The organism is Gottfriedia sp. NPDC057991 (assembly GCF_042886615.1).
Classification (GTDB): Bacteria; Bacillota; Bacilli; order Bacillales; family Bacillaceae_G; genus Gottfriedia.
In genome coordinates, this window is record NZ_JBHVQN010000002.1 from 680,988 (window position 1) to 705,057 (window position 24,070).

20 protein-coding genes and 1 pseudogene are annotated in these 24,070 nt (G+C 33.0%); 16 read left to right on the plus strand and 5 right to left on the minus strand.

Annotation, left to right across the window (positions count from 1 at the left end):
• The first annotated feature begins 227 nt into the window (after positions 1-227).
• From ACFVR2_RS10755 to ACFVR2_RS10765, 3 genes are all read left to right on the plus strand, one after another.
• Complete coding sequence (locus ACFVR2_RS10755; RefSeq protein ID WP_387361492.1) at positions 228-953, plus strand: YiiX/YebB-like N1pC/P60 family cysteine hydrolase; 726 nt, start codon at positions 228-230, stop codon at positions 951-953.
• A gap of 65 nt (positions 954-1,018) precedes the next feature.
• Positions 1,019-2,224, plus strand: a complete 1,206-nt coding sequence (locus tag ACFVR2_RS10760; protein ID WP_387361494.1) for a hypothetical protein — start codon at positions 1,019-1,021, stop codon at positions 2,222-2,224.
• A gap of 291 nt (positions 2,225-2,515) precedes the next feature.
• On the plus strand, positions 2,516-2,854 hold the full coding sequence (locus ACFVR2_RS10765; protein WP_387361496.1) for a hypothetical protein: 339 nt from the start codon (positions 2,516-2,518) through the stop codon (positions 2,852-2,854).
• Positions 2,855-2,937: 83 nt separating this feature from the next.
• On the opposite strand, the pseudogene ACFVR2_RS10770 reads toward ACFVR2_RS10765, so the two are convergent.
• A pseudogene (locus ACFVR2_RS10770) lies at positions 2,938-3,226 on the minus strand (IS1595 family transposase); the annotation flags it as partial.
• A gap of 605 nt (positions 3,227-3,831) precedes the next feature.
• Between ACFVR2_RS10770 and ACFVR2_RS10775 the strand changes: the two are divergent.
• From ACFVR2_RS10775 to ACFVR2_RS10795, 5 genes are all read left to right on the plus strand, one after another.
• A complete protein-coding gene (locus ACFVR2_RS10775) occupies positions 3,832-5,571 on the plus strand; it encodes an ABC transporter ATP-binding protein (protein WP_387361498.1) in 1,740 nt (579 codons plus the stop codon).
• On the plus strand, positions 5,568-7,343 hold the full coding sequence (locus ACFVR2_RS10780) for an ABC transporter ATP-binding protein (protein ID WP_387361500.1): 1,776 nt from the start codon (positions 5,568-5,570) through the stop codon (positions 7,341-7,343). Before ACFVR2_RS10775 ends, ACFVR2_RS10780 begins: the two co-directional genes overlap by 4 nt.
• An 86-nt stretch (positions 7,344-7,429) precedes the next feature.
• Complete coding sequence (locus tag ACFVR2_RS10785) at positions 7,430-7,624, plus strand: GNAT family N-acetyltransferase (RefSeq protein WP_387361502.1); 195 nt, start codon at positions 7,430-7,432, stop codon at positions 7,622-7,624.
• 114 nt (positions 7,625-7,738) lie between these two features.
• Complete coding sequence (locus tag ACFVR2_RS10790) at positions 7,739-8,098, plus strand: DUF4240 domain-containing protein (protein ID WP_387361504.1); 360 nt, start codon at positions 7,739-7,741, stop codon at positions 8,096-8,098.
• 60 nt (positions 8,099-8,158) lie between these two features.
• The gene (locus tag ACFVR2_RS10795) at positions 8,159-8,296 is read left to right on the plus strand and encodes a molybdate metabolism regulator (RefSeq protein ID WP_387361506.1); all 138 of its coding nucleotides are present in this window, start codon (positions 8,159-8,161) and stop codon (positions 8,294-8,296) included.
• A gap of 77 nt (positions 8,297-8,373) precedes the next feature.
• On the opposite strand, the gene ACFVR2_RS10800 is transcribed toward ACFVR2_RS10795, so the two are convergent.
• The 3 genes from ACFVR2_RS10800 to ACFVR2_RS10810 form a co-directional block, all read right to left on the minus strand.
• Positions 8,374-9,000 carry an NUDIX hydrolase gene (locus ACFVR2_RS10800; protein ID WP_387361508.1) on the minus strand — a complete coding sequence of 209 codons (627 nt, stop codon included), beginning with the start codon at positions 8,998-9,000 and terminating at the stop codon, positions 8,374-8,376.
• A 216-nt stretch (positions 9,001-9,216) separates the two neighbouring features.
• Positions 9,217-10,452, minus strand: a complete 1,236-nt coding sequence (locus ACFVR2_RS10805; protein WP_387361510.1) for an MFS transporter — start codon at positions 10,450-10,452, stop codon at positions 9,217-9,219.
• A gap of 150 nt (positions 10,453-10,602) precedes the next feature.
• Positions 10,603-11,088: a MarR family transcriptional regulator gene (locus ACFVR2_RS10810; RefSeq protein WP_387361512.1), complete on the minus strand. Its 486-nt coding sequence runs from the start codon at positions 11,086-11,088 to the stop codon at positions 10,603-10,605.
• A 419-nt stretch (positions 11,089-11,507) separates the two neighbouring features.
• Here ACFVR2_RS10810 and murI point away from each other — a divergent pair, with 419 nt between their 5' ends.
• Together murI and ACFVR2_RS10820 are read left to right on the plus strand one after the other, a co-directional pair.
• Positions 11,508-12,281, plus strand: coding sequence for a glutamate racemase (murI, locus tag ACFVR2_RS10815; protein WP_387361514.1), 774 nt, complete (start codon positions 11,508-11,510; stop codon positions 12,279-12,281).
• Positions 12,282-12,595: 314 nt separating this feature from the next.
• A complete protein-coding gene (locus tag ACFVR2_RS10820) occupies positions 12,596-12,790 on the plus strand; it encodes a hypothetical protein (RefSeq protein WP_387361516.1) in 195 nt (64 codons plus the stop codon).
• 61 nt (positions 12,791-12,851) lie between these two features.
• On the opposite strand, the gene ACFVR2_RS10825 is transcribed toward ACFVR2_RS10820, so the two are convergent.
• The gene (locus ACFVR2_RS10825; protein ID WP_387361518.1) at positions 12,852-14,552 is read right to left on the minus strand and encodes an Rqc2 family fibronectin-binding protein; all 1,701 of its coding nucleotides are present in this window, start codon (positions 14,550-14,552) and stop codon (positions 12,852-12,854) included.
• 730 nt (positions 14,553-15,282) lie between these two features.
• Here ACFVR2_RS10825 and ACFVR2_RS10830 point away from each other — a divergent pair.
• The 6 genes from ACFVR2_RS10830 (at position 15,283) to priA (ending at position 23,921) form a co-directional block, all read left to right on the plus strand.
• Positions 15,283-17,955, plus strand: a complete 2,673-nt coding sequence (locus ACFVR2_RS10830) for a calcium-translocating P-type ATPase, SERCA-type (protein WP_387361520.1) — start codon at positions 15,283-15,285, stop codon at positions 17,953-17,955.
• A 147-nt stretch (positions 17,956-18,102) separates the two neighbouring features.
• Positions 18,103-18,972 carry a YicC/YloC family endoribonuclease gene (locus ACFVR2_RS10835; RefSeq protein WP_387361522.1) on the plus strand — a complete coding sequence of 290 codons (870 nt, stop codon included), beginning with the start codon at positions 18,103-18,105 and terminating at the stop codon, positions 18,970-18,972.
• 152 nt (positions 18,973-19,124) lie between these two features.
• Positions 19,125-19,742, plus strand: a complete 618-nt coding sequence (gene gmk / locus ACFVR2_RS10840) for a guanylate kinase (protein WP_098808997.1) — start codon at positions 19,125-19,127, stop codon at positions 19,740-19,742.
• Positions 19,743-19,745: 3 nt separating this feature from the next.
• Positions 19,746-19,958, plus strand: coding sequence for a DNA-directed RNA polymerase subunit omega (rpoZ, locus tag ACFVR2_RS10845; RefSeq protein WP_387361525.1), 213 nt, complete (start codon positions 19,746-19,748; stop codon positions 19,956-19,958).
• 361 nt (positions 19,959-20,319) lie between these two features.
• Complete coding sequence (gene coaBC, locus ACFVR2_RS10850; RefSeq protein ID WP_387361527.1) at positions 20,320-21,525, plus strand: bifunctional phosphopantothenoylcysteine decarboxylase/phosphopantothenate--cysteine ligase CoaBC; 1,206 nt, start codon at positions 20,320-20,322, stop codon at positions 21,523-21,525.
• Positions 21,522-23,921, plus strand: coding sequence for a primosomal protein N' (gene priA / locus ACFVR2_RS10855; protein ID WP_387361529.1), 2,400 nt, complete (start codon positions 21,522-21,524; stop codon positions 23,919-23,921). Before coaBC ends, priA begins: the two co-directional genes overlap by 4 nt.
• The last annotated feature ends 149 nt before the right edge of the window (positions 23,922-24,070 follow it).

A 24,070-nucleotide genomic window follows, 5' to 3' on the forward strand; every position in this document is an offset into this window, starting at 1 on the left:
TTCACTTCACTCTGTACTATGAGGGATTGAAGTATGTTTATCCAAATTTCAAGAAGTTAAAAAGTGTCACAAAAGAGACTAAAATTTAGTAAATATTAGTAAACTTTTCCTTATATAATATTCTTGTATAGAATTGTGATGAATGATTCGACAATAAAAATTAATAAACAACACATATCACTCTCTATTTCAAATACAGAAAATTATTTGTAAAAGGAGATGTTTAAATGAAAAAATTAATCGGAGTAAGTGTCTTAACTGCAAGTCTAGTCTTAACTGCAACCCCTATTAGCTATGCTAGTACAAACAATTTACCTTATGTAAAAGAAATTTTAGCATTACAACCGAATGTTACAGAAAAAGAACTGTTAAAGGACGTAGAATCCATTTCTAAAAACAGTGGTGATACACAAGAAGCTATATTAAAACAACTTTTTAGTGAGCTTAAACAAGACGAAGCTCAGGGATTGTCAGAAAAAAAATTGCAAGCTAGAGGGGGCGGTGGTGGTACTGTTACGGTTGGTACAGGAGTAAAAGGCCAGATTTACTATACGGCATCACAAACTGCTTACTTAAATCATGGACATGTAGGAATGTATTATAGTACTGAAACTGTAGTCGAATCTGTTCCAAAAGAGGGAGTTCGCGTCAAAGATTACAAAGCTAGGTTAGTAGACAAAGGAAATGCACAAGTCAGATCCGTTAACACTACAACTGCCAAACGGAATGCAGCTGCCGATTGGGCACGCAGTCGAGTAGGTAAAGATGACTATTCTTACAATTTTGCAACTAACCGTAAAACAGACCATTATGGTGATAAAAATTGTGCAAAGTTAGTCTGGTCTGCATATAAGTTAAAAGCGGACTTAGATTTAGATAAAGACAAAGGATCAGGTGTATATCCGAGGGATGTTCGTGATGCAAAAGATACAACGCTAGTCCGAAAAATATAAATTTTATAAGGCGATAAGTTGAACAGTTAGACTTATTGCCTTTTATTATAGCCTAGGAGAAAAAAATGAAAAGAAAGTATAAATATATCATACTATTTTTAGCTTGTTTCCTTGTTATTTACAGTTGTTATTTTGTTATTAATAAGATTAGAGTTTCTCCATTTATTGTAAATGAGGAGACGATTCGAAAGAAGAACTTTTTAGAGGATAAACAAGCCGTCTTATATTATTCTTCTACAGCTGACCAAGATATGGATGATAGAGGAATCAGTATCGCGATCTTGGTTGATGATGACGGTGTAGCTAGTGGGTATAAAATGAAAGGATTAGAGGGTGGTAGTGTTGCCTTAGGAGAAACTGGTCTTTTATTAGAGGATAAAGAAACACTACATTTAATTGGGAATAAATATAAAGAAGTTAAAATGAAGTATCAACATACAGGAGAAATAACAGGATATTTAAAAAATTCAAATCTTTATTTTACTATTTTTAATTCAGGTTTTGTAAAAAATGGTTATGCTTCAAATGTATTATATGGAAATGACAAAGGATTTAATAAAGGAAATATCCCCCATTTTATTTTAACATCGGGTGTAGATAAAAATGACATAATTATATTAACAAAAGATATTGAGAAAAATACTTGTCATTTACGTAAAGTTGGTTTCGACGACAACAAACTAAAAATAAAAGATTTAATTCTGCTTAAAAACCGAAATGGTTATGATAGCTACAGTCATAGCTCACAGATTTTAAGTAATGAAAATTATTACTACTTGGTACTTGAGGAAAGGAAACAAGGAAATTTGAAGGATGCGGATGAAGTGCTAGTTCGAATAAATAAGAAAACATTAAAGCAAGATATAATCACACTTGTATCCTATAAAAATAAAACCATCAATCAATTGTCGGCAACAATTCCTTACAGCCTTAATCATTCGATCTATATTTATGGTAAGGAGCTTTTCTTTGTAAATGGATTAGGTGATGTTTACACAGTGGACACTACTAGTAATATAGTGAAAAAGAAATTTACAATTGAAAATCCACGAAATGGTCCGTACCGCTATGGAGAAAAAACATATTTCAAAAATGATTCACTGTTTGTGGTAAGGTATGATTCAAAAAAGAAAGTTAAATATTATTTTGAACAATATTCCCTGGAAACTGGCAAAAAAACAAAGGTAGTTCAAATGAAAGGTGTAGAGGAAATTTTGTCGTCAGTAAAAGGGAAATCAGTTCATTCTTATGATTTTAAAATATTGAAATAAAAAAAGGAATTATTATTTTATAAATGAACATTGTTTATATTTAAATACAAACAAAAAAATAATAGTTACCTTCTAGTATAGTCTAGGAAAAAAAATGAAAAGAAAATATAAATAGATCATACTATGTTTAACTTGCTTACTTGTTATTTTCAGTTGTTATTTTATTGTTAACAAGATTAGAGTTTCGCCATTTATTGTAAATGCTCTTTTCGTAAAGTTTGTTGTTTTTTTAATGAATAATTTTATAAATCTATCCTTTTTTGTGTATAAAACACTAAGGGGTAATTTCAAATGAATGGAGGAATGATTATGAAGAATTTCCTTGCAACAATATTACCAAGTATAGTTTTATTAGCATTTACTTGGATAGATTCTATGTTTCCTGAAAGTAAATATATAATTTTAGGAATATATTTACTCTTCCCAATAATATTCATTATTCAGGGCATTATTTATTCAAATTCAAAAGGAAGTATGATAGTTGGCTTCACGCTATCAGCTGCTGCAGTTATTCTACCTATTTCAATATGGTATAATATAGGAAATATAGTTACTCCAGTAATGATATATCTTTTATTAGGAATGCTATCATTCTATTTATTCAGAAAAATTAAATATAAGTCAGTCTAAAAAGTTGATATGACTAAAACGAATTTTACTTTTTGGTATTTCAAATATAACCCATTTTAGTCGTCAATTGACGGTTTTTTCCTTTATGAAAAACCTTTTAAAATGTTGACGGTAGTATAATTGGATTTTTGACACGCTGAAATAAGCATTTGTTCGACTCGATTTTCAAATGCCACATTTTTCCCAAAATCAAGCCAGCGGAACCAGTATTATCCACTTTTTCAAGTGATTATGAAAGTTGTTAACGTGTTGAATGTGATAAATTCCCTTCTTTACACGCTGTATTTGTCGCTCAATGACTGTTTCGTGTTGTAATCCTTTTATCTTAGAGTACTTTTTATAATTCGTTGCCGTATCAGTGCATAACAAAGACAACTAGTAATAGAGTCAAAAAGAAATTTACGATTGAAAGTCCCCGAAAAGGTCCATATCGCTATGGAGAAAAAACATATTTCAAAAATGATTCAATGTTTGTGGTAAGGTATGATTCAAAAAAGAAAGTTAAATATTATTTTGAACAATATTCTCTAGAAACTGGCAAAAAAACAAATGTAGTTCAAATGAATGGAGTAGAAGAAATTTTGTCGTCAGTAAAAGGGAAATCAGTTCATTCATACGATTTTAAAATATTGAAATAAGAAAAATGATTAGTTCATAAATCTACATTGCATATATAATCATAATCTTAAAATCTACGACTTAAGTTGTAGATTTTTTTTATGTCTCTTAAGACTAATAGTGCACGAATGTTCAATCAATTTAATGAAGAAATAGATTAATTGAACGATTAAAATGTATTTGAGACTAGATAAAAGGAATAACGAAGAACATTAGGATCGGAAAGTAGTTCTGGGAGAAACGCTTTAAACATCATAAAAAATATCTCACCATCATTACTTTAATCCTGGTAAAAATTTTAATAGTGAAAATAGTTCGAAAATATTGTAAAATGTTACAGGTTAGGGGGATGGCAATAGATGAAAATTTTAATCGAAACAGTTAATCATTTTAAACCGTATTGGAAAGTATTTCTAGTTGCTTTTGTATGTTCATTAATTGCTGGCGCATTTGCGATTATTCCGCCGATTTTGACTGGTAAATTGGTCGATGAGATTGTAAGCGGTCCTGATTCGAAAATAATCTTTTATTTAATTTTAGGGATTATGCTTTCATTCTTATTTAAGGTCGGTTTTGAATCATTACAAGAATTTATTCAAGTAAAAATTGGTCTAGATGTAATTACAGATATGCAATTACGTGCATTTACAAAGCTTCAAAAAGCACCGATGACGTTTTTTTCAACAACACCTCGAGGGGATATGTTATTTAGGTTAACGCATGATGTAGAGTCTGTACAAAACTTGAATAATACAGTTATACCTCGTTTTCTTCAACAAGTAATTGCGGCAATTGCAGCATTTATAGCGGTGTTTCCTTTATATTGGCCAGCGGCTGTGGTCATGCTTATTGTATTTGTAATTTATTCAGTTCCTTCATTTATGATTGGTAAAAAAGTAAGAAAAATGGGGGCTATAGCTCGTGATATGAGTGCTGATTTGTATAATCATACTCAAGAAAGTATTGAGTCAGTTCGTTTAGTGCGGACTTTTCAAACGCAGGATATAGAAAATAAAAAATTAGAAGATAAACTGTCTGTTTGGAAAAGATTTGCTATTCGTTTGGCTTTAATTGGGAAGGTTAATTGGCGTTTAGGAAATTTGATTAATAATGGTGCACCAGGGGTCATTATGTTAATTGGTGGATACTCGATCTGGCAGCATGAAATTACAATTGGTACATTAATTGCTGTTCTAGGTTTTATCCCAACAATGTTTATGCCTGTCCGCTCGTTGGCTGAAAATGCATTAACAATTCAACAAGCAGTTCCAGCACTTCAAAGAATATATGAGTACTTTGACCTACCTGCAGAACAACCTGATGATTTACCGAAATTTGGAGAAGTGAAAGGTGATATAGAAGTTAATAATATTCGATTTACTTATCCAAATTCAACTGAAGAAGTCCTAAAAGATGTTTCATTTTCAATTAAAGCAGGTCAACATATTGGGATTGTTGGTTCAAGCGGTGGAGGAAAAAGTACTTTAATTCAGTTATTACTCGGATTATACCAGCCTACTTCAGGATCGATTTCAGTTGATCATAAAGATTTATCTTCTCATGATTATCAATCATTACGCCAAAATATTGGTGTCGTTTCTCAAGAAACATTCCTTTTAAATAGTACGTTAAAGCAAAATTTACTCTATGCTAAACCTAATGCAACTGATGAAGAACTTGGGCTTGCTGTTGAAGCAGCAGATTTATCTGATTTAGTTGAATCGCTAAAGGATGGTTTTGAAACGATAGTAGGTGAAAGAGGTCTAAAATTATCTGGTGGTCAAAGACAACGAGTAGCACTAGCAAGAGCAATATTACGTCATCCACCAGTATTAATTTTCGATGAGGCTACATCATCATTAGATGGAGAAACAGAGGAAAAGGTACAATGTTCACTTGAAAAGTTAATCCCAGGTCGTACAACAATTACAATCGCACATCGTCTTGTAACAGTAAAAGATGCTGATTGTATTTTATTATTAGATAAAGGACGGATTGCTGAACAAGGAACACATGAAGAATTATTATCATTAAAAGGTCAGTACTATCAATTATATATGGCACAATACAGTGAACTAGAAAAGGAGAGTGCTGTATGATGCAGAAAAATACTAAAAAAATAGGCGATGGAAAAAGAGTCATAAACTTTCTCAAGCCTCATAAAAAATGGGTATTTGCAGATTCATTTGTAATTGCTTTAAGCCAAGTTTGTGCAGCATTAATACCAACTTTAGGAACTGGCTGGTTAATTGATCATATAATTCCAAACCATGATAATGCATTACTATGGGGATTAATGTGGTTGCTTGTTATTGCTGCAATTCTTGATTTAATTTTAATGGTCATTGATGAGTATTTTTGCCATCATATTGCTAAATCTGTTACAAACTGGCAAAAACTTCGCTTATTTAAGCACTTGCAAATTTTACCTTATTCATATTTTCATCAATCTAAATCTGGTGAATTATTAGCACGAGTTTCTGATGACCCAGATACACTGCATAACTTTTTAGCATGGGAAGGCTCTACTTTTATGGCTTCTGTTCAAGGAGTATTTATATATAGTATTGTCTTACTTTGGATTAATCCTTATTTAATGATTACTAGTGTTGTTTTAGGTGTTTTATTTTATTGGACTTCCAATAAAGTCGGAGCTCGTACTAGAATTGCTTCGGCTAAAGCTAGAACTGAAGCGTCACGTTATTTAGAAAGATTACGAGAATCAGTAACAGGGATTCAACTTTCGAGAATTCTTGGTGCAACGGATTATGAAATTCAAAGTGTTGCTGATATTCGTAAATCATTTATTAAAGAATCAATTATCGAATTAAAAGCAAGAATGCAATCGATTGTTGTAATCGGTAGCTATAATGGATTTGCTTTAGCTGCTGTCTATTTTATAAGTGTTTTACTGATTTCAAATGATCAAATCACAACGGGACAAATGTATACTGCAGGGGGACTTGTGACCATTGCTGCTAATGAAATTCAAAGAATGTTAAGAAACTGGTTATCAGTACGTAGAACTGGTCCAGCATTAGATCGTTCTGAAAAATTATTAGCTGAAGAAGTTTCAGAATTTGAAGTACAAGAAGGTGAAAAATTAAATTCTGTTAATGGATTAATTGAATTTAAAGATGTTAAATTTGCCTATCCAACGAAGGAAGAATTTGTGTTAAATGGCTTGTCATTTCATGTGAAACCAGGGGAAGCAGTCGCCGTAGTAGGACCAAGTGGTGCTGGAAAATCAACAATTGTAGATTTATTATTAGGTTTTTATCCGTTAAATAATGGAACAATAGAAGTAGATGGTTTACCAATTGAAAAAGCAAATGCAAAGTGGATCAGGGATGCGATCTCGTTTGTTTCGCAAGATGTACAGCTAAGAAATGGTAGTTTAGCTGATAATATTCGTATAGGAAATGAATTGGTGACAAATGATGAAATGATTCAGGCACTAAAAGATAGTGGATTATCAGACTATCTAAATTCATTACCAGAAGGTCTAGAATCATCAATTGGTGAAAGAGGGGCACTATTATCTGGTGGTCAAAAACAAAGATTATCGTTAGCAAGAGCTTTAGTTAAAAATTCTCCTATTCTTATTTTAGATGAAGCAAGTTCAGCTCTAGATCCGATTACAGAGTTGCAAATAAATGAAGCGATTCAACAGCGAAAATCAAAACAATCTGTCATCGTCATTTCACATCGATTATCTACCGTATTAACAGCGGACAGAATCGTTGTACTCGAAAATGGGAAAGTAGTCGAAGAAGGGACGCATCATTCTTTATTAGAAAAAGATGGTGTTTATTCAAGATTATTTAAAAGAGAAGCTGAAACTGGTGAAAATGTCATTAGTGTATCGTAAAAAGATTAAAAAAGAGTGTTGCAGTCGCTGGAATTAGTATTTTAACAAATTTCTATAATGGTAGACATGTATTTGTTTAGGATTTAGTGACAGATGAAAGTAAACGCTCAAATGGATACGGTAAGAAATTACTAGATTTTATTTCTGATTTTGGAAAAAGAAATGGATGTCAATTAGTAACACTACAATCCTGTGTCCAAAGATTTAATATGCATCGTTTTTATGAACAAAAAATGGAGTATAAAAAACTTTCTTATTCTTTTAGTAAAGATATTGAATAAACTTAAAAACCCTAATGATTTAGGGTTTTTTCATTCTATTTATTTAAAATAGACAAAGAACATGTATGATAAAATTAAAATTGCTTTATTAACTTGAATTAGGGGGAGTAATCCGTGAATAGAAAAGAGTTTTGGAGTTTAATTGAAGAGTCTAAAAATATAGAAGATCAAGCTGAATGGTTAATTGAGGCTTTAAGTAAAAAAGATTTAAATGAAATTGTGGATTTCGACTTGCATTTTCAAGGTTTAATGAATGAGAGTTATCAATCAAGATTATGGGCTGCTGCGTATATATTAATGGGTGGATGTTCAGATGATACATTTGATTATTTTAGAGGTTGGCTAATTGGTCAAGGTGAAGTAATTTATCACAAAGTAATGGGAAATCATGAGTTTTTGGCAAATTACATAAATGATGAAAATCTTGATGAAGAAGGCTATCCTCAAAATGAAGAATTATTAAATGTAGGATAAGATGCATATACGTTATTAAAAACAGGTGATATTGAGTGGGACGATGAAAGTTATGATGAGTTGTTAGAAAAACTGGAACAAAAAGGTCTCATGCCTGCTAGCGAGATGGAATTTGATTGGGATGAAGAAGATTCTGATGGTTTAAAAGCGATGTTTCCAAAATTATGGGCAAGATTTGGTGAAAATCCATTAGGATAATAATTATTGTTTTCTTTTAGTGAAATTATAGATATAACTAAGAGCCCTTTAAAAACAAAGGGCTCTTAAAATTAGAGTTAACTATGTATATGTTTTTTTATTAATTCAACAACATCTAAAAGATAATTACTTTCGTGTGAAACAAACTGATTTTTATCTACAGATTTTTGAATTGGAATTTTTTCCTCTGTTTCAGTAATTTGAAAACCATCAACTTCAACTGTATCTCTTAATCCATGTGCGAATTGATAAAATTGGTTAAAATCAGCTTTCACGATTCCTGAAACTTCTTCTTTTTGTAGGTTGAAAACAGTAAAAGGTTTATTGCTTTTTAGTAAAAAAACATGACTCAATTCATGATCATTAATCGTTTCTAAAATAATCGAATTTTTAATGATACCAAGAGGGATTACATCTTCCATTTTTACTTCTATTCCAAGTTCTTCTTTTACTTCTCTTAATCCATCTTGAACTGTTTCAGTAGATAATATATGACCAGCAGCAGTGATATCAAATAAATTCGGATAATCCTTTTTTTGATGACTACGGATTTGAAAATAAATTGAAGCTTGGTCTTCTACTATACTAAGTAACCAGCAATGAAATGTTTCGTGCCATAATCCTTTTTTATGTACTTCACTTCGAGAGGCTTCTCCTATATGATTACCAGATTCATCAAAAATTTTAAGTAATTCTTCTTTCATTTAACTAACCACCTTGTATTTGATCTATGAACCATGTACTTCATTATAAAATAAATTTTGTCGGATTGAAGAATTTTTTGATTGATCAAGATAATAGTTACCATTCCACCTCAATAGAAATAAAAGGATAAAAAACGGCGGTATCATCCTAAGACCGCCGTATGCTAAAGGTGATGTTTAGAAATGTTCACTCTATATCTATTCGTAAAAATTAGTTTATCTATTTATAAGTCTACCCTTATTCAATACTGATGCTGCTACTGCTATAAGGAGTATACCCATAAAAGCGGGTGCGGCATGACCGAGTGATACATAGATTTGACCTCCTATGATCGGCCCAATTATTCTTGCTAAAGCCTGAATAGATTGGTTGCCTCCTTGGATTCTACCTTGTTCACTTGGATCAACAGTCTTGGAGACCATCCCATTGAATGATGGCCCAAAGATCGAATCACCAAACCCAAATATAAACATTCCAATGATAAGAAGAGGATAGTATGAGAACAAAGCCGATGCTGCAATAAGACTGTAGCCTATAATTTCTGAAACCATTCCAAGAGTTGCTATTTGTGAATCACTAAATTTAATTAACAGCTTTGGCATGATGAAACCTTGTGAGATGATGTCCTGGACACCCATAATTGAGAACATTAGTCCAATAAGTGCAGGCTCCCAATTGAATGTATCAATTGTAAATTGTGAAAAAACTGCCTGTAATGATCCGTTCGGTATCCAAAGTAGGAACGCTGAGATGAGTAGCCATTTTAAGTTTTTTATGGAAAGTACATTTACAAGCTGGCTGAATGGATTCAGTCTTACAAGAGTAATCTTTTTAAGTCTATTATTTATACCAAGGCTCTCGGGCATATATAAGATTCCGAAAACAACATTTAGTAAAGTTATGATTGCTCCAAAATACATGGGTACTGAATAGCCAAACTTGGCAAGTAATCCACCAAGAGTAGGACCGATTGTAGCGCCTACACCTGCAACTGCACTTACCCACCCAAAGTATTTAGTTCGTTGCTCACTAGGTGTGATGTCTGCAAAATATGCAAAGATTGTGCTTATGCTCCCGCCAGTTATCCCTTCAATTATACGTCCAGCAAAAAGGACCCATAGAGCTCCTCCTATGCCAAAAACTAAATACCCAATAGCGGAACCTAAAAGGGATACTAAAAGTATTGGACGACGGCCATATCTGTCGCTTAATGCTCCAAGTCCGGGCGCTGCAAAAAACACGCATACGGCATAAACAGAAGTCAACAACGTAACAACTATGGCTTGATCTCCTGGATTGCTTAAATAAGGTTGTACTAAGTATGGTACGACTGGTGTGATGATACTGAAGCCTATTCCGCAAAGAAAGACAGAGATTAGACCGAAAAGTAAAGCTTTTTTATCTATGGTTTGTTCCGGTTTTTGTTCTTTGTGTGATCTAAATTTGAACAATAATATTCTCCTCTCAATAACGATATTTTTGATTCCTTGGAAACATATTTATCGTACGAGGATTTTGTTTCCTTGTCAACAATAAAATTGAAATAAAAAAGCAGCCTATTCTATAGTAGAGTTGGGCTGCTTAGGGAACAAATTTACTATTCAAATTTGTTCCGGATTACGATCGATATCGATTCCTTGTTTCTTTATTTCTGCATCTAAATGATTACAATAATTGTTCACGAAGTTAAGCATACTGTCGAATTGTTCTTCGGTTATTTGATCAAATACAGCTTTATCTCGTTCTCGAAACTTTTTATGTAGATCTTCATGGATATTGTCTATTACGTTTCCTTGCTCAGTAAGCCTAAAATAGATTTCTTTTTTATTATCTGGTTTCTGGTAGCTTTCAATCAGTCCTTTATTTATAAGCTTCTTCGTTATTTTAGTTATGGCACCTCTTGTCATATATAAGGAATCAGCAAGTTTGGTCACGTTGGAATCTACATTTTTTCCAATGTATTCGATACAATGTACTTCAGAAGATTGATATCCCTTAAGAGCCTCTTCCATCTTAAACTTATTAAGCCAAACCATCTTGTTAAATACGTCCCTGAAACCCATCATAAGCTGTTCTTCTCTGTTCATAGTCAATCCTCCTAACCGTTGGTTCATTATCAATATTATATAAAATATTGTTTCTAATTCAACAATATTAAAATCATTATTTTAAGAATAGGTGACAGGAGGGGGCTACAAGTATATAAGTGAATAAGGTTGTTCCACAAATCGTAAAAAAATACACGAAATGAGAAACTTTTTATCTTTTTAAACTAATCATTTTGAATGTTTAGGGAATAGTGAGAAATATAGGTTTAGCAAGCTTGACAAGAATTGCGAATAATCCCTTCTTGAGTTAACTATTTTCTGAAAAGTTTACATTCATCCATAATTAGGTTAATTTAGTATTATATATTTGTAAAAGATTGTCCCTGTTGAGTAATGTAATGATTTGTTGACACTTTCACAAATGACTTCATTAAATTAAAATTATTAGGTGAATTGAAATGAGAATAGCTTTTTTTGACTCAGGAATTGGTGGGTTAACTGTCTTAAATGAGGCACTGAAAAAATTACCAAATGAAGATTTTTTATATTTTGCTGATACCCTTCACGTTCCTTATGGTACAAAGTCGAAGGAAGAAGTAAGTGCATTTGTAAAAAAGTCTGTTGAAATGATTATTAAAGAAGATGTAAAAGCACTTGTAATTGCATGTAATACGGCGACTAGTATTGCAGTAAATGAATTAAGAGAAATGTATGATTTTCCGATTATCGGTATGGAACCGGCTGTAAAACCAGCTGTTGAAATGAACAGAACAACTGGTAAGAGAGTATTAGTTTTTGCGACTCCACTAACGTTAAAGCAAACAAAGTATAATGAGCTTATATCGAGGGTGGACGATTTAAGTATTGTAGATTCATTGCCTTTACCAGAGCTTGTTCATTATTGTGAGGAATTAAATTTTGATGAAAATTTTATGATTGATTATTTTAAAAGTAAACTTTCATTATTTAATATTGAGCAATATGGAACAATTGTTTTGGGTTGTACTCACTATCCATTTTATAAAAACATCTTAAAAAAGATTTTACCTGAAGATGTTCAAATTGTTGATGGAAGCAATGGTACTGTAAAAAGATTAATCCAGTTACTTGGAGAAAATGGCCAATTAAATGAAACTGGTCAAACAAATGTCAAATTTATGTGTTCGAATAATGACGTAGAATATATTGAGAAGACAAAACAGGCGTTAAGCTACTTACAGAATGAAAGATAAGAGATAAGCTAGATTTAGCTTATCTCAGACTGCCCGCCAAACGCTCGCTTTCTTCGTTGCTTCGCCTGTCTGCGGTGCTCATTACCGTCTAAGGTAACTCCGCTCCTCACCAGACTTCGCGCCTCGAAAGACAAGCGCTTGCAATCAGTCTGAAATCCAAGTTTTTCGTACTTTGTCTACACACCGAGATAAGCTATTGCTTATCTTTTTTTATTTTTAAATACAGGTCTAATATTGTTTATGATCGAATAGTTGTTAAGGTCAATCTATTGTAAACTTTTATCTATTAATAGAAGAGGAGAGATTGTATATAAATGGTAAAAATAAAGGATGTATTAAAGTATTTCGGTGTCATTACGATGCTATTTTTTGCTGCTTATTTCATCATTAAATATATAAGAGAAGATGAGATTTTTTCGAACTTAATTTTTGGATTTTGCGTAGGACTTGTACTATTTTTAGGATCATTACTAAGTAGTAAAATTGAAAAAGGTGAAATAAAAAAGTAAATAGTTTAGCTCGGTAGGTCATGAAAATAAAAATGGTGCCTTTTTTATAGGCACCATTTTTTTATTTCTTCAATTTTAAAACAAGTTCTTCATCAGGTGTTACATAAACCGTATTGTTTTGTTCGTATATGACAAAACCTGGTTTGGAACCATTTGGTTTTTTTACATGGCGGATTTCCGTGTAATCGACTGGGACCGAGCTTGATTGACGTGCTTTACTAAAATATGCAGCGATAATAGCTGCTTCTTTAATTGCAATTTCACTAGGATCCTTAGCACGAATGACAACATGGGAGCCTGGGATATCCTTTGTATGAAACCATAGCTCGTCTCTACTAGCAAGTTTATTTGTTAGATAATCATTTTGTTTATTATTTTTACCGACTAATAATTGTTCGCCTGTAGTAGAGATGTATTCATCTAATGTAACTTTTTGTTTGTTTGACTTTTGGGCTTTTTTCGATTTTTTCTTTCTTATATAACCCGTCTCAACTAGTTCTTCTCTAATTTCTTCCAAATCACGTGGTGAAGCAGACTCGATTTGTTGAATAACTGTCTCTAAATAATCATTTTCTTCTATCGTTAATTTAATTTGTTCTTCAATATGTGCTACTGAATTTTTAAGCTTAGTATATTTTGTGAAATAAGCTTGTGCATTTTCAGAAGGTGTTTTTAATGGCGATAACGGAATGACCATTGTGGCACCATTTTCGTCATAGTAATTAATTACTTCAATTTCTTTCATGCCTTTTTGTAGTGCAAACATATTTGCAGTAAGCAATTCGCCTTGTAACTGAATTTTATCTGCTTTATCAGTATCTTCAAGACTTTTGTGTAACTTTTTAATTTTTTTCTTGTTTTTTGTAAGTTCATTTTGTAACAGTTTTTCTAAATCTCCGCTTTGTTGCTTTACACGGTCACGTTCAGCTTTACCAAAGTAATAAACATCTAAAAGCTCACTTAAGCTAGGGAAAACAGTTTGTTCGGCTTGTAAGTGAGATAAGTTTATGAAATAAAACATTTCTCTCGATTCTAAGCGGAAAAGTGAAGGAGTAAACTTTTTTAGTTGTATTTCATTCATGATTGTTTTAAATGAATTATATACATCTTCTTTTCCATTAAAGACAATTTCATTTGCGAGTAATGGAGAGATTCCGGAGAACTGTTGAACAATTGCTTCGGATAGTGACACCTCACCTTGGCTAATATTTTGATTAAACTCCTCTTCAGAAATAACTTGAAATGGATCATGTTTTTCTTGATTTGGAGGAGAAATATAAGTTGCACCGGGTTGTACAATTCGATGACGATTAACTGCCATCGGTACATGCTTAACACTGTCTAAGATTATTTTTCTTTCTTCATCAATTAAAATGATATTACTATGTCTACCCATTAATTCAATGATCAATGTTCGGTATTGTTCATCACCAATTTCATTTCTACTACGAACTTTAATGTTAACGATTCGCTCGTGTTCAAACTGTGTAATGCTTTCAATGAACCCACCATTTAAATGTTTTCTTAAAAGCATTGTAAACATTGATGGTTCTGATGGGGTATCATAGTTTTGATTTGTAAAATGGAATCTTGCGTAACTAGGGTGAGCACTTAATAATAGTTTGTAATTGGCACCATTTGCTCTCACGGTAAGTAGTACTTCATAGTTACTTGGTTGTACAATTTTTGATATTCTTCCAGTTGTTAGTTTAGAAGCTACTTCGTTTGTCATAGCTCCTGTAAAAAGTCCGTCAAAAGACATATGTATCACGTCCTACTCTTTAAAACACTATTTTTTTTTGAAATTATAAATTTTAATCATTATCAATTAAATGATGGGTTTTTAATGTGACTTAATATCAATGGAAAATAGAACGTTGATTTCCACTACAGAGTTCCCGCTTTCCATGGGGCGGAACCTGAGCCTCCTCGTTCCTGCGGGGTCTAAGGCTTCCCGCATCTCCCATAGGAGCCGAGCACCCTTTTCGTTCCAATCACTTCTCTAATTGTATTCAATTCTAATTCAATTATTGGTTCAATAAAATGATGAGGGTTCAAACTAAGTGACTTAGTAATCGTGAAAAAGGTTCATTGATTTCTACTCTAGAATGGACGAGTTACTTAAGATCGAGTTCTAAGGAACGAAAAAAATTCAAATTAATTTAAAGACTTTAAAAGTCCATTCAACCGTATTTTTAAGTTTACCTTCTAATTACTATCCTAAAGTTCCAATTAACTTCTAATTACATTCAATCTATTTCTCAAATCATCATATTTCATAAACTGACTCATATCCATTAAATAAACAATCAAGAAATTTCTTAAGGGAATTCAATCATACAATATCTTGATTGGTCTTGTCACAGTTCTTGGCGGTTAAAAGCTAGATTTATTTTCATCATTATATCATTTATTTGGACGAGTCTGAATATGATTTTATGAGAGGTAAGGGGGACAACTTACCTAATGTTTAATTAGGGGTGAACGCGGGTATGAATTTTTATCGGATGAGAGCGGAAGAAGTCGTGCAAGTAACGAATACAAATGTTTCCTCCGGTTTAACTGATGAGGAGGTAAAGAAAAGGCGGGCAACTTTTGGGGCAAATGAATTAAAGGAATCAGAGAAAACTTCCAAACTCGTTTTATTTTTAAATCAATTTAATGATTTTATGGTATTTGTTCTATTAGGCGCAACGATTATATCAATCTTTTTAAAGGAAGTAGTAGATGCAGTTGCGATTATGGCAATTGTATTAATTAACGGGATTTTAGGATATTTTCAAGAAGCAAAGGCAGAGAGATCATTAGAGGCTTTGAAAGAATTGGCTGCTCCACAAGTAAATGTTTTGCGTGATGGGCAGTTTGTTAAGCTCCCTTCAAGGGATTTAGTTGTTGGGGATATTATTAAGTTTTCAAGTGGCGATCGGATTGGTGCTGATATTCGCATAATCGAGGCATCAAGTTTATACATAGAAGAATCAGCGCTAACAGGTGAATCTGTACCGGTTCAAAAAAGATTTGAATCAATTCAGACCGATGATATTGGTATTGGTGATCAAGATAATATGGGCTTTATGGGAACACTCGTTACGCGTGGAAATGGTAAAGGTGTTGTTGTTTCGACAGGAATGAAAACAGCAATGGGGCAAATTGCGAATTTACTTCAAAATACAGAAACCATTGTTACACCTTTACAAAGACGATTAGAACAATTAGGTAAAATATTAATTGTTCTTGCATTATTTTTAACAGCTTTAGTTGTATTTATCGGTGTTTATCAAGGAAATGAATTATATCATATGTTTTTAGCGGGTGTGTCACTTGCAGTTGCTGCGATTCCAGAAGGCTTACCGGCAATTGTAACGGTTGCTTTATCTCTTGGTGTACAGCGGATGATTAAAAAGAAAGCAATTGTTCGAAAGCTTCAAGCGGTTGAAACATTAGGTTGTGCTTCAGTCATTTGTTCAGATAAAACAGGGACTATGACAGAAAATAAAATGACTGTTACAAATATCTGGACGGGCGGGTCTAGTTTTGAAGTATCAGGAAATGGATATGCAATCGATGGAGAATTTATGAATAAAGAGAGAACCATTAATCCAACTTTAAATAAACAATTATTTCAAACTCTTGTATTCGGATCGATATGTAGTGATGCACAATTAATTCAAAAGAAAAAAGAAATCGTACTAGATGGTGATCCTACTGAAGGTGCGATTGTTGTTGCAGGTTATAAAGCTGGGATTGACCGAGATTACGTAAATTCGAATTTTACTAGAATACATGAGCTTCCTTTTGATAGTACACGGAAAATGATGTCGGTCATTGTAAAAAATCGTTCTGGCGAACAATTTGTAATTACGAAGGGTGCACCAGACGTCTTACTTTCAAAATGTAATACAATTTTATGGCATGAAAGAGAAGAACAATTAAATACGTTTAGACAAAATTCAGTGGAAAGTACAATCGAAACTTATGCAAATAATGCACTTCGTACGATTGCGATTGCTTTTAAACCATTAAATCCAAATTCGATCATTGATGAAAGGGATCTCGAAAAAAATTTAACTTTTATTGGTTTACAAGGGATGATTGATCCACCAAGAGTAGAAGTTGCACAAGCTGTTCAAGAATGTAAAGAAGCGGGTATTAAAACAGTTATGATTACGGGTGATCATAAATTAACTGCTTCTAGTATCGCTAGAAAACTAGGAATATTAAGAGATAATGGTAGAGTAGTAGAAGGAAAAGAATTAGATGCACTTTCTGTAGAGCAAATTCAGGAATTTGTTGAAGATACGGCAGTGTTTGCTCGAGTTTCGCCTGAACATAAGTTGAAGATTGTTAAAGCATTCCAAGCAAATGGTCATATTGTAGCAATGACTGGTGATGGTGTAAATGATGCACCAGCAATTAAAGCGGCGGATATTGGAATTTCAATGGGGATTACTGGTACAGATGTAGCAAAGGAAGCTTCAGCATTAGTTTTACTGGATGATAATTTTGCTACAATCAAGTCTGCAATTAAAGAAGGACGCAATATTTATAGTAATATTCGTAAATTTATTCGTTATTTATTAGCTTCAAATGTTGGTGAAATTTTAGTAATGTTGTTTGCAATGTTATTAGCGTTACCACTACCTCTTGTTCCAGTACAAATTCTATGGGTAAATCTAGTGACTGATGGTTTACCTGCAATGGCATTAGGTGTTGATTCAGCTGAAGATGATGTAATGAAAAGAAGTCCTCGTTCATTATCAGAAGGGATTTTTGCAAGAGGTTTAGGATGGAAAATTATTTCAAGAGGGTTTTTAATTGGATTTGTCACACTATTAGCATTCATTATTTCCTATAATCAACATCCAAATCAACTAGAATACGCACAAACTGTAGCATTCTCCACATTAGTTTTAGCTCAATTAATTCATGTATTTGATTGTAGAAGTGAACGTTCCATTTTCCATCGAAATGTATTTGGAAATTTATATTTAATTGGTGCTGTTATCGTTTCAATGCTATTAATGCTTGTTGTTATTTACTACCCACCATTACAACCTATTTTCAAAACGATTCCGATCGTGCCTAGGGATTGGTTCTTAATTGGAGGTCTTTCATCAATTCCAACTTTTATGCTTGCTGGAGCATTATTTACAAAGAAAAAATAATTTACGAACAAAATGGATAACCAATTTAAAATATGTTATAATTCCTTAAGGTAGTAGAGGTATGCTCTATTACCTTTTCTCTTTTACATATTGAATGAAATTTGGGAAATAAATTAGAGAGAAAATTAGTGTATTGGAAGTGGAACAATGGTCGTAAGTATGACAGGATATGGTAAAGCCATTTTGTCAAATGAACAGTACAAAATACATATTGAAATGAAAGCAGTGAATCATCGATACTTAGAGACAATCGTTCGAATGCCGAGACAATTATTAGCATATGAAGATGCAATTAAGAAAATTGTAGCTGAGTATACTAGTCGAGGTCGGGTTGAGGTTTTTGTTACAATTGAGGGCTTATTACAACGTACATTACAAATAGATGAAGGCTTAATTCAACAATATAAAAAAGCGATTGAAAATCTATCAGGTGAAGAGCAAAGTAAATCTTCTTATAATCCAATCGATTTATTAAACCTACCTGAAGTTACTACAGTAAGTGAAGTAGAACAAATCAATGATAATTTTGAAGAATTATTATTAACGACTACTGAAAATGCATGTCAGCAATTTTTTGATGTTAAGTGCAAAGAAGGTGGACAACTTAAAAAAGATTTAATAGAAAGATTAACAGCAATTGAAGAATGTAAAAAACAGATTACTGTGCATTCTCCTCTTGTTTTGAAATCATATCGTGAAAAACTTCAATCTAAATTAGCGGAAGTTGAATTAACAGCGGTTGATGAGCAAAGATTATTAACAGAAATTATGCTCTTTGCAGATCGATGTGACATATCTGAAGAATTAGTTCGACTAACTAGCCATTTAGAATTGTTTAATGAAACTTTACAAGTAAAGGAATCAATTGGTCGAAAACTAGATTTCATCGTACAAGAAATGAATCGAGAAGTGAATACGATTGGTTCTAAAGCAAACTCATTAGATATTTCTAAACAAGTTGTTGAAATTAAAAATAATCTTGAAAAAATTAGAGAGCAAGTTCAAAATATTGAATAATGTAAAAGATTTGTTTATCGTTTCAAAGGTCCGGTAACAATGTGAAGTAGAAGACTAATTAATTTTTTATTAATTGACTCCAACACAGTATGTAACAATAGATTGACCTTTAATAAATTAAACTGTCTAGAATTAGAAGGGTAGGGTCATAAATGAGGCATGAAAGAGGCTTATTAATCGTACTTTCTGGTCCATCAGGAGTAGGTAAAGGTACGGTGCGTAAAGCTATTTTTGATAATAAGGACTTAGATCTGCAATATAGTATTTCGATGACGACAAGAAATCCTCGTGAAGGTGAAGTACATGGAGTAGATTATTTCTTTACATCAAAAGAAGATTTCAAACAGAAAATAAATGAAAATAAGTTTCTTGAGTGGGCTGAGTTTGTAGGTAATTACTATGGAACGCCAATTGATTATGTTGAAAAAACATTAAGCGAAGGAAAAGACATTTTCCTAGAAATTGAAGTTCAAGGTGCCCTGCAAGTAAAAAAAGCTTTTCCTGAAGGTATTTTTATTTTCTTAGCCCCTCCGAGTATGAGAGAATTACAAAATAGAATTGTAACAAGAGGTACAGAAACTGAAGATGTAATTATGAATCGTATGAATGCAGCAAAAGAAGAAATTGAAATGATGGATGCTTACGATTATGTAGTTGAAAATGATCAAGTTGATTTAGCTTGTGACCGTATTAAAGCAATTATTTTAAGTGAACATTTAAAACGTGAACGAGTTGCAAATTATTATAAAAGAATGATGGAGGCCGAATAAACTATGTTATATCCTTCGATTGACCGTTTATTAACAAAATTAGACTCAAAATATACGCTTGTAACAGTTGCTTCAAAGCGTGCTCGCGAAATGCAAGTAAATAAAGATACTCGTGTTGAAAAACCAGTGTCAGATAAATTTGTAGGAAAAGCATTAGAAGAAATTAATGCTGGCTTATTATCTTATAGAAAACTTGAAGAATTTAAAGAAGATTAATATTTAACTGTGTGATGAGGCTGTCCCAAAACATTTGCTAATTATCCATATGACTAAAAAGGACAACGTGGTGTTTAACACCTCTCCTAAAAGTTTCGTGGTGATTAGAAATGGGGGCAGTCTTATTTTTGTGATAAAATGGCAGCGAGTAGTTTAATCAAGGAAAAGCGTTGATTTATGAAAAAAGGATAAGCTCATTTTGGCTTCTGAGTTAGACGATTAGAATCTTTGGTGAATTTTTTAGAAAAGCCTATAATATTTATTTCAAACATATTTGTGGTATCTTAGACATAGAACATCCAAAAGACCTATTTTTTGACATATTACATAGAAAGAATAAAATTTGAAAGGGTGAAGGTGAATGGAACAAAAAAAGATTCTCCTATGCGTTACAGGTGGAATTGCAGTCTATAAAGCAGCAGCACTTACAAGTAAACTAGTACAAGCAGGATATGACGTTAAAGTAATGATGAGCTTATCCGCTACAAAATTTGTGACACCTTTAACGTTTCAAGCTTTATCAAGAAATGATGTTTATATAGATACTTTTGATGAAAAAGATAGTGCAAAAATTGCACATATCGATTTAGGTGATTGGCCTGATTTAATAATCGTTGCTCCAGCAACTGCTAATACAATTGGAAAATTAGCAAATGGTCTTGGGGATGAAATGATCCAGGCAACATTACTGGCTGCAACAAAAACGGTTTGGATCGCACCAGCTATGAATGTTAATATGTATAACCATCCGATTGTTCAAAAGAATATGAGCATATTGAAAGAGATTGGTCATCGATTTATTGAGCCAAATGAAGGGTATTTAGCATGTGGTTATGTAGGAAAAGGTAGATTAGCAGAGCCGGAAGAAATCGTTCAATTCGTGAATGAACATTTCCAAAGAGAAGTTGGAGTATTAAAAGGTAAAAAAATTATCATTTCTGCTGGTCCAACAGTTGAAAAAATTGATCCAGTTCGCTTTGTTTCAAATCATTCAACGGGTAAGATGGGCTATAGTATCGCAGAAGTTGCAGTCTCATTAGGCGCAGAGGTAATCCTTGTTTCTGGACCAACCAATTTAACGCCACCTGAAGGCTGTAAATTTATCCAAACTGAGTCTGCGGAGCAAATGTTTGAAGCGATTTGGTCTTATTATAATGAGGCGGATGTTGTAATAAAAACAGCAGCGGTTGCTGATTATACACCTTCAATTACGTATGATCAAAAAGTGAAAAAAGCTGAAGGTGATCTTTCAATTGCTTTTAAACGTACGAAAGATATTCTTCTAACTTTAGGTCAACATAAAACACATCAAATTTTAGTAGGGTTTGCTGCAGAAACTGATCAAGTAGATGAGTATGCAAAAAGTAAACTTTTAAAGAAAAATGCTGATATGATTGTTGCAAATGATGTAACGAAAACAGGGGCTGGTTTTGGATCTGATACGAATATTGTAACCATTTTTAAGCGGAATGGTGAAGTTAAGCCACTTCCTAAAATGAGTAAAAAAGAAGTAGCAGAAGAAATACTACTTGAAGTTCATCACTTATTAAATGAGGTAGAAAGATGACATACGCATCAGTTTTAGTTGATGTATCAGTCAGACAAACAGACCGTCCTTTTGATTATAAAGTACCTACTAGGTGGCAGGATGCAATACAACCTGGAATGCGAGTAATAGTTCCGTTTGGGCCAAGGAAAGTTCAAGGTTTCGTATTGTCTATAAAAGAAACAACTAACTTAGAGAAGGTTAAAGAAATTGAAGAAGTTCTTGATGTCATGCCAGTTTTAACAGAAGAACTTCTTCTTTTAGGTTCTTATTTATCCCAAAAAACACTTTGTTTTTTCATTTCTGCATATCAAGCAATGCTTCCTACTGCTATTAAAGCTGTTTATAAAAAACATGTTCAAGTTACATCTGAAGAAGCTTTAGATCAATTAGTTCCTGAATTAGCAAATCTATTTTCGATCGTTAAAAGAAGAGAATGGACCGAAATAGAAAGTCTTGTTAGTAAAATTTCATTAGTTCAACGAGCTATTAAAGAAGGGCTGCTTGAAATTGAATATGAAGTGAAAAATAAAGCAAATAAAAAAACAGAACGTGTAGTTTCTCTATTAAAAGTATTAGACGATGAATTACCTGCAATCTCATCTCCACAACAAAAAGACATTATTGAATACTTACGTATGAATGGTCAAACAAGTGTGAAGGAGTTAAAAGAATGTCTTGGAATCACTGATTCACCTATAAAGACATTGGAGAAAAACGAGGTAATTTCAATTAAAACTGTTGAAGTTTATCGTGATCCATATGAAGGTAGGGAAATTGAACGATCTAAGCCTTTACCACTAATAGAAGAACAACAGATGGCATTTGAGCAAATCGTTTCTTCATTTCATGAAAGAAAGAATAAGATTCATCTTTTACATGGAGTAACAGGAAGTGGAAAGACAGAAGTTTATTTGCAAGCCATTCAAGAGGTCCTATATGAAGGTAAAGAAGCAATCGTATTAGTACCAGAAATTTCACTTACCCCACAGATTGTAGGTCGTTTTAAAAGTAGATTTGGAAATGATGTTGCCGTTCTACATAGTGGTCTATCTATTGGTGAGAAATATGATGAATGGAGAAAGATTCAAAGAAAAGAAGTTAAGGTAGTAGTGGGTGCCCGTTCAGCTATATTTGCACCATTTGAAAATATTGGGATGATCATCATTGATGAAGAACACGAGACGACCTATAAACAAGATGAACATCCAAGATATCATGCAAGAGATATTGCAATTTGGAGAGGAGAATATCATCATTGTCCTATCGTTTTAGGAAGTGCGACTCCTACTCTAGAATCATTTGCAAGAGCTGGTAAAGGTGTTTACGAACTAAATACAATGTCCAAAAGGGTTAATCAGGGCCCATTACCTGAAGTGGAAATAGTCGATATGAGAGAGCAGTTAAGAATCGGAAATCGTACGATGTTTTCTACAGCTTTACATGAAAAAATAATTGATCGATTAGAGAAGAAGGAACAAATCATCTTATTTTTAAACCGTCGAGGCTATTCTTCGTTTGTAATGTGTAGAGATTGTGGTTACACAATTCAGTGCCCCCATTGCGAGGTTTCCTTAACTTATCATAAACATAACCATCATTTAAAATGTCATTATTGCGGCTATGAAACCTATATGCCAAAACAATGCCCATCGTGCCAAAGTGAACATATTCGATTTTTTGGAACTGGGACGCAGAAGGTAGAGGAAGCTATTACAAAAACCTATCCAGAAGCACGAGTAATTAGAATGGATAATGATACGACTAGTCGTAAAGGTGCCCACGAAAAAATGCTTAATCAATTTGGTAATGGTGAGGCTGATATATTACTAGGTACACAAATGATTGCAAAAGGACTTGATTTTCCAAATGTTACATTAGTTGGTGTTTTAGCAGCAGATAGTTCGCTTCATTTACCAGATTTCAGAGCAAGTGAGCGAACATTTAGCTTATTGACACAAGTAAGTGGAAGAGCTGGTCGTCATGAAAAACCAGGTGAAGTAGTTATACAAACATATTCACCAGAGCATTATAGTATTGAATTAGCTAAAACACAGGACTATGTTGCGTTTTATGAAGAAGAAATGAAAATAAGACGCTCATTTCGATATCCACCTTTTTATTATTTAGTTTTAATATCAATAGCACATAATGATTTGATAAAAACAGTAAAAGTAAGTGAACAAATTGCAGGCTATTTAAGAGAGTACTTATCAGAAGGATCAATTGTACTCGGACCAGTAGCATCACCAATCGCAAAAATAAAAGACCATTTTCGATATCAATGTGTGATAAAATACAAATCTGAACCTGCACTCTATGACGTACTAAACCGAATCCAACAATACTACCAAGACGAAACGGACAAAGGTAAACTACAATTAACAATCGACTTTCAACCTACTATGTTTATGTAACGAAAAGTGGAGGCGACTGGTCAGACCCGACAAGCATAAGACGAAGGCCGATTAAGGTTGGTTTTTACCTTAATTGGACTTTGGCTTATGACCTCGAGGGGCTAGGAGCCGGAACTAGACAAATCTAAAAGCGGAGGCGACTGGTCAGA

Bases quoted from the DNA above. Each gene is read 5' to 3' on its own strand.
- ACFVR2_RS10800 (WP_387361508.1), bottom strand. From the start codon at position 9,000: ATGAAAGAAGAATTACTTAAAATTTTTGATGAATCTGGTAATCATATA.
- rpoZ (WP_387361525.1), top strand. From the start codon at position 19,746: ATGTTATATCCTTCGATTGACCGTTTATTAACAAAATTAGACTCAAAA.
- coaBC (WP_387361527.1), top strand. From the start codon at position 20,320: ATGGAACAAAAAAAGATTCTCCTATGCGTTACAGGTGGAATTGCAGTC.
- ACFVR2_RS10830 (WP_387361520.1), top strand. From the start codon at position 15,283: ATGAATTTTTATCGGATGAGAGCGGAAGAAGTCGTGCAAGTAACGAAT.
- ACFVR2_RS10825 (WP_387361518.1), bottom strand. From the start codon at position 14,552: ATGTCTTTTGACGGACTTTTTACAGGAGCTATGACAAACGAAGTAGCT.
- ACFVR2_RS10835 (WP_387361522.1), top strand. From the start codon at position 18,103: ATGGTCGTAAGTATGACAGGATATGGTAAAGCCATTTTGTCAAATGAA.
- gmk (WP_098808997.1), top strand. From the start codon at position 19,125: ATGAGGCATGAAAGAGGCTTATTAATCGTACTTTCTGGTCCATCAGGA.
- ACFVR2_RS10810 (WP_387361512.1), bottom strand. From the start codon at position 11,088: ATGAACAGAGAAGAACAGCTTATGATGGGTTTCAGGGACGTATTTAAC.
- ACFVR2_RS10775 (WP_387361498.1), top strand. From the start codon at position 3,832: ATGAAAATTTTAATCGAAACAGTTAATCATTTTAAACCGTATTGGAAA.
- ACFVR2_RS10760 (WP_387361494.1), top strand. From the start codon at position 1,019: ATGAAAAGAAAGTATAAATATATCATACTATTTTTAGCTTGTTTCCTT.
- ACFVR2_RS10765 (WP_387361496.1), top strand. From the start codon at position 2,516: ATGAATGGAGGAATGATTATGAAGAATTTCCTTGCAACAATATTACCA.
- murI (WP_387361514.1), top strand. From the start codon at position 11,508: ATGAGAATAGCTTTTTTTGACTCAGGAATTGGTGGGTTAACTGTCTTA.
- ACFVR2_RS10820 (WP_387361516.1), top strand. From the start codon at position 12,596: ATGGTAAAAATAAAGGATGTATTAAAGTATTTCGGTGTCATTACGATG.
- ACFVR2_RS10780 (WP_387361500.1), top strand. From the start codon at position 5,568: ATGATGCAGAAAAATACTAAAAAAATAGGCGATGGAAAAAGAGTCATA.
- priA (WP_387361529.1), top strand. From the start codon at position 21,522: ATGACATACGCATCAGTTTTAGTTGATGTATCAGTCAGACAAACAGAC.
- ACFVR2_RS10755 (WP_387361492.1), top strand. From the start codon at position 228: ATGAAAAAATTAATCGGAGTAAGTGTCTTAACTGCAAGTCTAGTCTTA.